This window comes from Vibrio sp. 10N.261.52.A1, assembly GCF_002876325.1.
In the GTDB taxonomy this organism is placed as follows: domain Bacteria; phylum Pseudomonadota; class Gammaproteobacteria; order Enterobacterales; family Vibrionaceae; genus Vibrio; species Vibrio chagasii.
Genome location: NZ_MCYD01000871.1, coordinates 1 through 12,299, shown reverse-complemented (window position 1 = coordinate 12,299; position 12,299 = coordinate 1). Strand labels below are relative to the sequence as shown.

Here is a 12,299-nt window from a genome sequence, read left to right as displayed (position 1 = left end):
TTAAGAATTGACCAATTTAGCGGCGCATAGTGATTTGGTTGAAATCAATCCAGCCGTTCGCCAACTGCTCCACAGGGTTCACGGTTTTGGCATAATTGAGCTGCTGTTTAACGTGAAAAATTGGTCGATAGATTCCGAATGTGATCAATTGCGCTTCTATGTCTAGGAAGACAGGTTGTCGTTGCTGGTAATCGGTGATTTTCCAAAGCCGTTCAAGGCTTTCATCTCGCCACTGTTTTTGCTCATCAGTGAGGCACACTTCTAATGCGATAGAACTTTGTAGCCACCCCATCCAACTGCTATCGAGGTTATCTGAAAACACTTCGCCGCTAATTAATATGTCTGCATCTTTTAGGTTATCTGGCTGACAAAATTCAGGGAAATCGAGCACTTGATATTCGCAGATAAAACCAAGTTCATTCAACCGATCACAATAGTGGCGAGCCATTTTTATGTGGTCAAACAGCTGGTAGGTTAGGATCTTTAACGGTTGTTTAGGCTTGCTAAGCTGGCCAGCGAATTGTCGAGCCATTTGTAATGGGCTTTGGTTATTTGCCGTTTCTATCTTTGGCTGTGTTGATTGATTGGACGTCGATAGCATCCCCTCGGCGTAGCCGACGGTGTCCAGAGATATGTCTTTCGCGATCCCTAGTAAACGTAGTAATTCACTCAGTGATTTAAGGTGTTGTGGGATTGATAGCCAAGTGTGTCGATGTGGGTTTATCACAGCGTACTCGCACCCCTTTTCCCACTGTTCTATTTCGGCAAGCTCGTTTGATATGGATGAGTGTTGGTAATGTGGGTGTGAGTGAACAATATCGCAGTGCATTTCATAGTCTTTGGCTTTATCACCAACATTCCAAATTTCTATACCGTCTACCCAAGGTCGGTGCCCATGGTAGGAGCTGAAAACCTCGAGTCTGGTTAGCCATTCGGACTGTTCCACCAATTTAAAGCTGCCGCTACCAATGATTTTCCCTCCTACTTCTTTGGCAACACCCGCAGCGGAGCACGATAGCAGTGATGGAAGGTAGCCTGTGTTGGCATTGATATCGAAACAGAGGTGGAGCGGATCGATAACAGTAATAGCGGAGATGCATTTAAATTGCTGACTATTGTGGTGATTGCTGCCTATCAGACGCTGAAAGTGTACTTTGACGTCTTGCGCTAGAATCGGTGAGCCGTCATGAAAGACTAAGCCTTTGCGTAACGTGAAGTGCCAACGGTGCTCTGTTTGATACCAATCAATGGCAAGATCACCATCAAACGAGTGAGTTGACTTGTTGAAACGTAGTAAGTTACTAAAAAGGTAGCTAGTGATGTGAGCTTCAGTGCGTCGTGTGACTTCAATCGGGTCCAGACTGTGTGTCCCTCGATAAAAAGGGATTTGCAGAATATCTAGTTCAGTCGGCAAGCTTTGATAGCGGCTGATATAACCCAGTAGAAACTGATCCCGTTGTGATTCATCAACCAGATCCAATGCTTGGTCAACTTTATTATCAGAGAGCAATTCATCTATTCGTACCTCAAGCTCACTGTCCAGGCTTTTTAATAGCGTGAGTGTGGGTAGGTTGCCTCTGCCAACTCCCGACTTCCAGTCAACCCAACCTTCGCTGACTAGCTTTTTGATCACCAATTGAGCGTTACGTTTGGTACAACCTAGCGCATTCGTTACTTCAGTTAAAGAGAGTGAAGTCGGTTGGTTAACGAGTACCCGAGAACGTAAAAATGCTAGAGCCTTCCAGTAATACATAAAGGTGAAATCCTTGTTTAATCTTTCTATTTTTCTTCATCTTTTAATCTCGATAATAGAGTTATTCGATTGTTTTTAAAAGGAATGATAAATGGAAAGTGTAAAAGGTGCAGGAGCATCACCCTCTATTTGGAAAAGCTCAAGCTTTATTGTTTTGTTCTCAACAGCGTTCTTTGTTGCCTTTGGTACCAAAATTTATGACCTTGCTCTGCCCTTGTTGGTTTACGAGTTGACAGAGTCTTCAGAGATGATGGGTTGGATGAGAGCCGTCGAGTTTTTACCCAACCTACTATTAGCTCTGTTCATCGGTGTTTGGGTTGACAGGTTTAATAAAAAGCAGTGGTCACAATGCATGTTGATCGGGCAAGCAGCAGTATTGGTCGTCTCTTACATTGCAGTGAGATGGTTGCCGAACCCTGTGTACGCACTGTTTCCGTGCGCATTCCTGATGATGGCGTTTAACTATGGTTACCACAATGCGCGTATTGGGATGATGAAAAATGTTTTACCTCAGCACATGCAAAATACCGCCACCGCAAGAATGAGTTCTTTGTACAGTTTGTTAGAAACTGTTGGCCCAGTTTTGTCTGGGGGGCTGCTTTTATTGTCTGCGTTACATAACGTGTTTTTGCTTATTGCGGGGATGTATGTGCTAGCGTTTTGGCAGCTCAATAAGCTGGAATTCAAGCCATCAGCCCCCGTGGTTCAACAGTCGGTGCTGAGTGCGCTTAAAGAGGGTTGGTTGATCTTATATGCGAACAAAAACATGTGGCACATCACCTTGGTCGTAATGGTGATCAATACTACGGGTGCAATTTTCTGGATTCAAGCCATCTATTTTGCCAAAGCTGAATTAGCGCTCAGTCATATCGAGGTGGGTTACTTGATCGCGGCGTCTGGTGTCGGTGGACTATTAGGTTCTTTTACCGCTGATAAGGTTAGAAAGCGCATCGGGCTTGGCGTGCTGCTTATTTTATCTATTGTTTTAGAGGCGTTTGGATTCTTGTTCCCTGCATTGCTGAGTCAAAGCTATTTACTGCAAGGTATGACTTCAGCGCACATGGTTTTTATTGAAAAAGGCGTATTGATGATGTCGTTCTTGTGGGTGAGTGCGATTGGAGTCTACAGCAGTATTTGTATTTGGAGCTATCGTCAAGAAGCATTCGAGGAAAAGCACCTTGGTCGTGTTGCTGGAATTACAGGGTCTTTGTTTAAACTCTTGATGCCGTTTGGTTTGGCTGCTTCTGGATACTTGGTGACAATGTTTGGTTTGCCGGTACTCTTTGTCAGCTGTTTCGTGGCTCAAGTGTTGGCTGCCCTTGGGTTGATGATGACCAAGGTTCGCAAGATTCCTTAACGTCTCATTCTGGGTAAACCGTTATCAGCAGCAAAGTTATCGTATTAAGTGTTTAAAGTTTATTTGGTTCACGTTCATACTGAACAAAGGCCGACATAGCATGGAAATGAGGTAGGGCATTTGAAAAACACAATCGACTTAAATCTGTATCGATTTTTGGACCTGCTTTATGAGCAACAATCTCAGGCGAAGGTATGCCATATTCTGGATATCAGCCGCGCCACGTTTAATCGTCATCTTTCCGATTGTCGAGACTTGTTTGCTAATGAGTTATTCATTGCAACCAAAGGTGTTTATACGCCGACTTTGTTCACTACGCAATTGATGCTAGTGGTAAAAGAACCGCTCGAAAAGCTAGAGCAAGCGCAGCAAATATCGCAGTCGTTTATTGGTAACGATTCGAACATTGAATATGTTTTTCATGCCGCCAACCCTCTAAGCACGTTGTTTACGGTTCCTTTGTTGCAGGGGCTGACTAATGAGGAGTCTACGCCCAAAATCTCGATGATGGATTGGTCTTTGGATGGCGTTGAGTTTCCCAAGGCAGGCACGTTAGCGATTGGTGTGTCGGGTTATCCTAATGAATTCAATGATCGCATTGTTGAGCGCAAAGTGGGCTCGTTGGAATTGTTTGCTTATGTGGCGGATACCCACCCTTTAGCGAAAAACGAAGCCATTGACCTTAACCAACTAGAGAGCTTTGATACGGTGCGCGTTTCGATGGGGTCATTGGATGCTAACTCCTATTACGAACGCCTAAAAAAACGCACAGGCTTGGTATTGCAACAAAAGCTGACTGTTGCATCGGTATCCTCCGCATTGGAATGTGTTCAAGTCAGCCAGTATGTCTACGTTGGCTTTGATATGGATTTGGCTTCAATCCCAAGTGGGCTGAGCAAACGACCTGTTTTATTCAATGGAGAAGCGGTGACTTTTGATGTAGGTATTCAGTATCACCGCGCTTGTTATCAGCACCCTATAGTGAAGCGTATTGAACAGATCTTAAGTGAGAGCTTAGAAAGCTATTGATTTTATGGATGACAACAACAAAAAACGCGCCGATTAAGGCGCGTTTTAGTTACTGTCTGCAGGTGTCTAATTGAACACTACAGAGCGTTATAGCTCAACTTCTTCAATGTCACTCGGCTTCCATGTTTGGTCATACCAAGCTTCTTGAGGACCGTAGAGTCTTAGAATCGTGAACCAACCTTTACCTGGTACCGTCTCAATCCAGTTCGCTTCTTTGCCTTCAGGTGCTGTTGGACCAAAGTACAAATCAACCGAGCCATCTTCATTTTCAATAAAATCATCACGTTGGTTATTCTTGCTTGGCAGCGGCTGACTGGTTTGTAGTTCTGAACGCGTTTGTGTGTCGTAAGCTACAATCGACCAGAAGTTCTTAGCCGGAACATTCGCTGGGATGTTCAATTTATAGTGCTTACCGCCATCAAAATATTCACCGTCTTTCGCTTGATCAAGTAATGCGTATTTAGAGCCTTTTTCTATCAGCTTGAGCGACATTGCTGGGGTATTCACCGTTGCAACATAGAAGAAGTAAGAACGAGCATCTAGGTTGCGTCCGCCTTCACCTTGGTCAACAAGCCATTGGTAATCGTCTCCAATAAATGCAGTCTTCCATAAACGATCTTCATAAATGTAAGCCTTCTTGTCTCTTGGCTGGAAGTACAGAGATCTTGCCGTTGCGTTGCCAATCGCGACGCCGTCTTTCATCAGTTTCTTCATGCGTTCATCGGGTGCAAAAGGTTTGTTCTTTTGAATACCAATGCTCGACATTAGCCCGCGCAGTTCAGGGTCGATGAATGACACCGGCTCTTTGTCTAAGACGGTTTTAATTTCTGAATAGAAGTGCTCATCGTTCGCATGAATGGTATTAAACGCTTTGCCACTACCCGAGATGAACTCCATTTTCGGTTGAGCATCTTTCTTCGCTAATGGGTAGATTTTTAGTTTCTCTTTGTATGCCTTCACTGCAGCATCGGTTTTACCATCTTTCAGAAATCCGCGAGCGATAAACCAGTTGGTATAGCTGGTGGATTGTGAAACAAAGTAACCTTCAGGCACTTCGCCTTCATAACCTGGAGGTAAAATCAGGTACTTACCACCTTTGCCTTTATCTGGTCCTACGATGCCTAGGTCAGTCACAAAGCGGAAGAACGCATCGTTCACCGTAGTTGGCCCCATACCCTCTGGTACTTCAATGACGGTTGGGCCATCTTTCTCCAAGTCTAGGAAAACAGAAGCGTAAACCGTGTCGGTGTTACCGGTTAGAAATAGCGGGTTCGAATCCATCAGGTTATCAAATACGACGACTTGGTTTGATGATGTTGAACCTATCTCGGCATGACCAACGCGCAGTGCTTCAACCGAAGCCATTGGAATTGCATTGAGGAACACCTCTGTTGAACGAAGTGTATCTAAGTTGTCATAGAGTTTTTGCGCGGTTTCAGCCGTTGGCGCACCATCTTTAAAGTTCAGCTCACCGATGCTAGTTTGGACTGTATCTGCCGTCATAATGCTCGGTGGGATATCGGTATTGTAGTTTTCCGTCGCCAGTACTTGATGTGAGATAAAGAGACTGCTCGCCAACACAAGTGCTTTTAGCTTCGACTTAATCATGATGTCACCTTTCAGTTTCGTTTCGATGCATTTACTTTAAGTTAGTCGAAAAAACATATCTGATACGCGATAGGCTCAAAAATGAGAGTGGGTCATAGTTTATTGTGAAAGCATGAGATGAGGTTTTCATAGGGCGCAAAACCAAAAAGCCCCTTTACTAAAAAATCAGTAAAGGGGAGAGAGCTACCACACGAAACGGTAAACTTAAAAACGCAGATTGAAACCTAACTCGACACTGCCATCTGAACGAAATACATCTCCCGGACTAACGCGCTTTTGACCAAAGGTATACTTCACATATGGTTCAACCCATTTAGGTTTCAAAGTGAAAGTGACATCTTGGCTGTTGTAATAGCCTTTTGAGCCCGTTAATTGGCGGTCATGACTGAATGAATAGGAAAAGTTCATAAACTCTGTGGGAGAGTAACTTGTCCCGATGGTGTTTTTCCATTCTCTATCTGTCATATCTATGAGGGATAAAGACACATCGCGCCATTCATGTGATGTGTTCGCAAACACCATAATATTGTTCGTGATGGCGGTGCCGCTGAATAAACCGATGTCGTAGATATCAAGTAAATCTGCTCGGCCATAACTTACGAAAGCTTCGGTGTAAAAGTTACCTAGCATCAAGCCGTAGCCCGTCCCTATTTCTAGGTAACCTTCCGAGTCAACTTCAGCACTGATGTTGATTTCTTCAGTTGCTTGAATTACTCCGGATACTGTCCCTATCCAATTATCACCAGCCTTCGCGGTTTGAAAGCTCAAGCTTGGTTCATGATAATTCAAAGTTTGTAATTGATGGTCATTTGCATATGCCGCAAGGGGCATCAATAAAGGAATTAATAATCGTTTCATCGTGTTCTCAACTCTCAAATAAAAAGGAGCCGCTAATAAGCGACTCCTTTGCTTTTTATATTTATTGTCTTTGATTAGCTGCGACTAACACGGTCTTTTACAGCTTGCTTAATTTGCTGACGTTGTTCTTGAGAAAGAGATTGTGCCTTTTGACGAATTTGCTCTGCATTTAAATCTGAGCGAAGCTCAATACGTTCAGCAACTACTTTCTTTGCTTTATCAGAGATATTTACATCAACAATTTTCCCGTCATTAATAATAATGCTTACCGCTTTATCATTAATACTAATCCATGTTGAGCCATCAGTCTTTTGTCCAGATTCAATGCTAGTAATCAGTCGGTCATTTAAGCTTGGTGGTAGTTGTTTTTCAGAATCAGGAGAGACTCCCCATTCACCATCAATGGTTGATTTTTCCCAATCAATTACCCATTCACCACGACTGTCTTGATAAATAACATAAACGTCGTCAGAGTTCATGGCACCTAATCGAACTTCAAATGACCCATGAGTGTCACCTGGCTCAATAATTAATACCGTTTTACCGTCTTCGTTGTACACGTAAGCTTGTTGGTGTTCTTTACTAAACTCGATAGTGTAAGGCTTATTTGGATTATCCCAACCACCATCAAATTCAGGTAAGTCGTTATCTGGGTTTACCCAACCCCAACCATTATCTACATCACCTCTGATGATGGTAATATTGCCGTTGCTGTCTTTTCCAATTTGCATAGTTTCGCCAGTAGAGAAATCAGTAAATACGATTCGACTTTTTCCATCATATTCAGCTCCCCCAATAACAACACCATCAATTGTGACCAAGTTAGTTGTTGTATCAATAACATAATCAACGCCATTAATTGTCACTGGTATAAATGGGTTTGTGTGTCCTTCATCCCCATCCCATTTAGGTGGTAATTCTGGTGCAGGTTTCGTGACATCCCAGCCATGATCTCCATCCCACGAACTATCATCTTTAGGTGGTAGTTGCGGGCCTGGTTTTATCGTTTCAGAAATAATTAAACGGCCATTTTCAACTTGAAGTACTGCTTCTCCACCATTGTAGCCATGGAAGACAAGCTCTGAACCTTCTTTTTGTATGTGGCCAATAGTTTCACCTTGAGTATTTTTTACTTCATCACCATTGGTTACATAAGTTGTACCGTTTAAGCGAATGACCGTATTACCCTTGCTTCCTTGTAATAAGCTAGCTTGGTAGTTACCTTCATCACCACTAACGATTGCTGCTTGTAGGTTTTCACCTTGGAAGTATGTAACATCAGCAATACCATCTTGTGGATCTACACCGCCGCCGTTATCACTTGAACCTGAAGAAGAACAACCAGCAAGGAATGTTGCCGCAATAGCAGTGCTCAGTAATTTTAGTTTCATGGTTTACTCTCAAATAATTGTTTAGGAACTTAAGTTGCTTCTTGCAATGTTGTGTGGCGTTCCTGGCCGATGAGAGAAGTATATGGATTGTACAAAAAAGCCTCTAATCCCTTGAGGGAATAGAGGCCTTAACGATGAGTTATTAATGAAAAGGGGGAAAGATGGTGATAACCGCTAGTTATCATTGAGCAATAACTCGAGTTTTTTCCTTAGCCATAGAGTCACAGGACTATTGCGATTTTTGTGATGGTAGTATGCACAAACAGTTGGTTGAACGTCAGCACTATCGAATAATAAGTTAATTGCTCTGAGTGAGGTCTTTTGCTCAATTTCTAGAAATTTGGAAGCCGGAAAGATCATGTCAGAGTTTCTTACAACATCAATAACAGCTGAGGGCAACTCTGAACGAAATCCTATATTTGCGGTGTGACCTTTTATTTTAAGTATCTTCTCTGCAAGCGATTGGTGTGAGTTCCAATCTACAGCGATGACAGAAGCTAATTCGAAATTGACGCCATCTTTGACTTCTAAATAATCATTTTCGTAGGGGTGATCTTCTCTTACATATCCCTTAAATGTGTCTTTCGCAATTGGCTGTTGAAGCAGTTCTTTTGGCGCGTGGTTGATTTCATAGTTTAAGCCAATATGTACTTCATCATTGATGATGTCAGTCATTGTTGTGCCTGACCAGTTCAACAGTTGAACTTGTACCAAAGGCGCTTCTGCTCTTATTGCTTTAAAAAGTTTGCTGGAAAAGGATGAAAGCAGATAAGGAGACAGAGCAACTTTAACCACACCTTGCAGTTCTTCGGGGTTGAATTCATTACTACTGTTTAAAGCGGAAGATAGCTCATCAAGTATAGGAGAAATACTTTCTGCCAGCATGTTCGCGTGTTCGGTGGCACGCAAACCGTGGTGAGTTTTAACAAATAGTTCGTCATCGAAATGATCACGTAGCCTCTGAAGCGCTTTACTTATAGCAGGCTGAGATACGAACAATCGATCTGATGCTTTTCGCATATTCCGTTCTTGATGGAGAATAATAAAAGTTCGTAATAGATTTAAATCTAAATTGGAAAACAGGTCTTTTGCCATATTAGGTACCGGCATGAATTTGTAATTTAATAATAAGATGGTGTTCGGTTGAGGACAAATAGATATTTCGCATAGTTGTGACGCTAATAAAACAAAGCCCGCACTTGGCGGGCTTATGAGTCGTAATCTAGATTTTTACTGCGTAACGGGTTTGACTGTCTTGGACTGTCGGATTGCAAGAATCAGTTGTGGTAGCAGTGACATGATGATCATGCCTGTCATGAGTGAGTATTGTACCGCAGTGAAGGATTCACCCATTAACACCATACCTGTCACGATGCCCGCTACTGGGTTGGCGATACCACCAAAGGTAAAATCAACCACAGTCATACGTTGTAGTAGCCATACATACATGCCGTAACCCAGCGCTGTGTTTAGCCCAATCACCCAAACCAAGCCCATTGCGTTGCGAGTATCGAAATGAGTCACCGCATTCACATAAGGCTGCGGGTCGATGAAGGCATGAACGCCAGACGCGATAGACAAGATTGCCCCGCCCAGAATCAGCTGCCATGTCAGTACCTTCCACCAGTGCATGCGATTACCCAGTGATTTGGTAATGCTGCTGCCGATAACGATACACATGATCGCGGCAAACATTGCACCTAAACCGATAGGGTTCAATGCGGTTTGACTTGGGTTGAATAGAATCCAAGCCAAGCTAACCAATCCAATACCTGACAAGGCTTGAATCAAATGTGGGCGCTGCTTTTTCACTACCCAATGGAAGATCATTGCGAAAACAGGCACAGAGATCATACCGACGCCTGAAATCGCTGAAGGCAGCGTCAGTGCCATCACGAAGATCAAACCAAAGAAGGTCGCGATGTTGATCAGGCCTAGAGTGAAAATGATTTGCCACTCGCCTTTTTTCGGCAGTGTTGGTTTTACCGCTAGCAATAACAAACCAGCAGGTAATGCACGCAAAGCACCTAGTAATAGTGGTGGCCACTCCTGTAGCGTAAATTGCGTCACTGCATAAGTTGTTCCCCAAAAGAATGCAGGAATCATTGCTAATAATATGTTCATCTGAAATATCTTTACGTTAAGATAACTATTGTGTGAACTGTATACTGAGAACTAGTGGTTGTAAAGTATCTTTATGTTAAACTAGTTTAAAGTAATCAGACTAATAACGGAGCTAGATTGCAAATGGATGCTATCGACCGCGTTGTAGAGCAATGGGCAAAGGAAAAGCCCGAATTAGAAACTGAGCCTATGGCAATGATGGGCCGGATTATGCGTATTGCCAAGTACATGGAGACGCAAGTTGCCGACCTTCATAAAAAATACGACATGAAATTGGGTGAGTTTGATGTATTGGCGACCTTGCGACGCTCTGGCAAGCCATACCGACTAACGCCCTCTGAGCTAATTGGGTCAATGATGCTGACATCAGGTGCGATGACTAATCGTCTTGATAAACTGGAAGCTAAAGGGTTAATCAGCCGAGAGCACAGTAAAGAAGATCGACGAAGCGTCAGCGTTAAATTGACTAAAGATGGCTTAGTTCTGATTGATGAGATGATGACTGAGCATGTCGAAATGCAGAAAAAGCTGGTTAAGTCTTTATCGGCAAGCCAGAAGAAAAACACTAACCAACTTTTAAAAACTTGGTTGAGTGCCTACGAGTAGGTTCGTTTATCTCTTTTTAGATTCATTAAAAAACCGAAGCATAAGGCTTCGGTTTTCTTTTTTAAGTTATCTCTATTGCTGAATTAAGCTTGCAGCATCTCGTCGCTAAACAGTTCTGCGCAGCCAATTCCGTTGATGGCGCAGCTTTCATCGATGTCTGATATGTCGCCGCTGACGCCAATGGCACCGAGTACCGTTTTATCTTTGTCTCGAATCAGTAAGCCCCCTGGTACTGGTACCATGTTTCCGTGTGCGAGTACGTTCACGGCGGAGATAAATGCTGGCCTGTTGTCAGCATCTTGGGCGAGTTTTCTTGAGGAACACCCTAGTGCGAGTGCGCCCCAGGCTTTAGCAATGGCGATGTCAGGTCGCATCATGCTTGAGCCATCTTGACGTTGCAGAGAAATCAGTTTGCCACCGCTGTCTAACACAGCAACAGTGAGTGGCTCTGTGTGAATCTTTTTGCCTGCTTTAAAGGTGCCATCTATGATGGTTAACGCTTGTTGTAGAGTCAAACTTCCCATGTTATCTCCTAATTTTCAGGGGCTTGGCTAATTCAAACAGACCCTCATCAGTGTTTAATGACCTGTTTGAATCGCCGCAAGACGCCTAGCTGGATTCTTGCAAAAGCCCATAGCTGGGTAAAGTTAGGAAGGCGGCGAACTCTTCGGCTGTAGAAAGTTGATAGAAAAGATCAGCCGTCTCTTCAAATCGACCTGCTGCGTAGCGCGAGTCACCGACTTCGTGTTTTATTGTGTCTAACTCTTGGTAAAGCCAAGAGTGGAACAGTTGTTTGGTAAAGGTTTGACCGTCATCTAGCGAGACGCCGTGATGGATCCATTGCCAAATGTTGGCTCTTGAGATCTCCGCGGTGGCGGCATCTTCCATTAGTCCGTAGATAGGTACGCAGCCGTAGCCTTGGATCCAAGCCTCTATGTAATACAGCGCAATACGGATATTCTTGCGCACGCCAGCCTCGTCGCGGCTGCCTTCACATGGTTTAAGTAAGGTGTCGGCATTGATGGTGTGTTCCGGGCTTTGGAAATCCATTTGATTGACTTTGCCATCAAGGTGCTTGTCGAAAATCGACATCGCTAAATCAACTAAGGCAGGGTGCGCGACCCATGTGCCATCGTGACCGTTTTGTGATTCTCTTTGTTTGTCTTCAATAACCTTAGCGGTAACACGCTCCATCTCTTGCGGATCTTTTGCTGGAATGAAGGCTGACATACCTCCCATTGCCAATGCCCCACGAGCGTGACAAGTACGAACCAACAGCTGGCTGTAAGCGTTCAGGAATTCTTGATCCATGCCGATCCCGTGACGGTCTGGCAAGATACGATCTTTATGATTTTTCAGTGTTTTAATGTAGCTGAAGATGTAATCCCAACGACCGCAGTTCATCGCAACGATGTGATCGCGCATGGCGTACAAGATCTCTTCCATTTGGAAAACGGCCGGCAGCGTTTCAATCAATACGGTCGCACGGATGGTTCCTTTTGCTACGTTGAAATAGTTCTCGGTGAAACTGAAAATGTCGTCCCACCATTGTGCTTCTTCCATGCTCTCAAGC

10 protein-coding genes and 1 pseudogene are annotated in these 12,299 nt (G+C 43.7%); 3 read left to right on the top strand and 8 right to left on the bottom strand.

The annotated features are described in order from the left end of the window. Positions 1-16: 16 nt before the first annotated feature. Positions 17-1,753: an SgrR family transcriptional regulator gene (locus BCT81_RS18740; protein WP_102425446.1), complete on the bottom strand. Its 1,737-nt coding sequence runs from the start codon at positions 1,751-1,753 to the stop codon at positions 17-19. Between the two features lie 91 nt (positions 1,754-1,844). On the opposite strand from BCT81_RS18740, the gene BCT81_RS18735 reads away from it, so the two are divergent. Further along, a complete protein-coding gene (locus BCT81_RS18735) occupies positions 1,845-3,110 on the top strand; it encodes an MFS transporter (protein ID WP_102425445.1) in 1,266 nt (421 codons plus the stop codon). 120 nt (positions 3,111-3,230) lie between these two features. Further along, a complete protein-coding gene (locus tag BCT81_RS18730; RefSeq protein ID WP_102425444.1) occupies positions 3,231-4,139 on the top strand; it encodes a LysR family transcriptional regulator in 909 nt (302 codons plus the stop codon). An 87-nt stretch (positions 4,140-4,226) separates the two neighbouring features. Here BCT81_RS18730 and BCT81_RS18725 read toward each other — a convergent pair whose 3' ends face one another. The 5 genes from BCT81_RS18725 to BCT81_RS18705 all read right to left on the bottom strand — a co-directional run bounded on the left by BCT81_RS18725 (position 4,227) and on the right by BCT81_RS18705 (position 10,120). Next, entirely contained in the window at positions 4,227-5,747 is a 1,521-nt protein-coding gene (locus BCT81_RS18725) for a DUF1254 domain-containing protein (protein ID WP_102425443.1), read from the bottom strand. Between the two features lie 204 nt (positions 5,748-5,951). Continuing rightward, positions 5,952-6,605, bottom strand: a complete 654-nt coding sequence (locus tag BCT81_RS18720; protein ID WP_102425442.1) for a hypothetical protein — start codon at positions 6,603-6,605, stop codon at positions 5,952-5,954. A gap of 74 nt (positions 6,606-6,679) precedes the next feature. Then, positions 6,680-7,996, bottom strand: a complete 1,317-nt coding sequence (locus BCT81_RS18715) for a hypothetical protein (protein WP_102425441.1) — start codon at positions 7,994-7,996, stop codon at positions 6,680-6,682. Between the two features lie 174 nt (positions 7,997-8,170). After that, positions 8,171-9,091, bottom strand: a complete 921-nt coding sequence (locus tag BCT81_RS18710; RefSeq protein WP_102425440.1) for a LysR family transcriptional regulator — start codon at positions 9,089-9,091, stop codon at positions 8,171-8,173. 135 nt (positions 9,092-9,226) lie between these two features. Beyond that, the gene (locus tag BCT81_RS18705; protein WP_102425439.1) at positions 9,227-10,120 is read right to left on the bottom strand and encodes a DMT family transporter; all 894 of its coding nucleotides are present in this window, start codon (positions 10,118-10,120) and stop codon (positions 9,227-9,229) included. A 123-nt stretch (positions 10,121-10,243) separates the two neighbouring features. Here BCT81_RS18705 and BCT81_RS18700 point away from each other — a divergent pair, with 123 nt between their 5' ends. Beyond that, the gene (locus BCT81_RS18700; protein ID WP_004737459.1) at positions 10,244-10,726 is read left to right on the top strand and encodes a MarR family transcriptional regulator; all 483 of its coding nucleotides are present in this window, start codon (positions 10,244-10,246) and stop codon (positions 10,724-10,726) included. Positions 10,727-10,809: 83 nt separating this feature from the next. On the opposite strand, the gene BCT81_RS18695 is transcribed toward BCT81_RS18700, so the two are convergent. Together BCT81_RS18695 and BCT81_RS18690 are read right to left on the bottom strand one after the other, a co-directional pair. After that, positions 10,810-11,250, bottom strand: a complete 441-nt coding sequence (locus BCT81_RS18695) for a heme-binding protein (RefSeq protein ID WP_017631066.1) — start codon at positions 11,248-11,250, stop codon at positions 10,810-10,812. A gap of 85 nt (positions 11,251-11,335) precedes the next feature. Then, positions 11,336-12,299: pseudogene (locus tag BCT81_RS18690) on the bottom strand (malate synthase); the annotation flags it as partial.

Bases quoted from the DNA above. Each gene is read 5' to 3' on its own strand.
- BCT81_RS18735 (WP_102425445.1), top strand. From the start codon at position 1,845: ATGGAAAGTGTAAAAGGTGCAGGAGCATCACCCTCTATTTGGAAAAGC.
- BCT81_RS18705 (WP_102425439.1), bottom strand. From the start codon at position 10,120: ATGAACATATTATTAGCAATGATTCCTGCATTCTTTTGGGGAACAACT.
- BCT81_RS18715 (WP_102425441.1), bottom strand. From the start codon at position 7,996: ATGAAACTAAAATTACTGAGCACTGCTATTGCGGCAACATTCCTTGCT.
- BCT81_RS18720 (WP_102425442.1), bottom strand. From the start codon at position 6,605: ATGAAACGATTATTAATTCCTTTATTGATGCCCCTTGCGGCATATGCA.
- BCT81_RS18725 (WP_102425443.1), bottom strand. From the start codon at position 5,747: ATGATTAAGTCGAAGCTAAAAGCACTTGTGTTGGCGAGCAGTCTCTTT.
- BCT81_RS18710 (WP_102425440.1), bottom strand. From the start codon at position 9,091: ATGGCAAAAGACCTGTTTTCCAATTTAGATTTAAATCTATTACGAACT.
- BCT81_RS18740 (WP_102425446.1), bottom strand. From the start codon at position 1,753: ATGTATTACTGGAAGGCTCTAGCATTTTTACGTTCTCGGGTACTCGTT.
- BCT81_RS18695 (WP_017631066.1), bottom strand. From the start codon at position 11,250: ATGGGAAGTTTGACTCTACAACAAGCGTTAACCATCATAGATGGCACC.
- BCT81_RS18700 (WP_004737459.1), top strand. From the start codon at position 10,244: ATGGATGCTATCGACCGCGTTGTAGAGCAATGGGCAAAGGAAAAGCCC.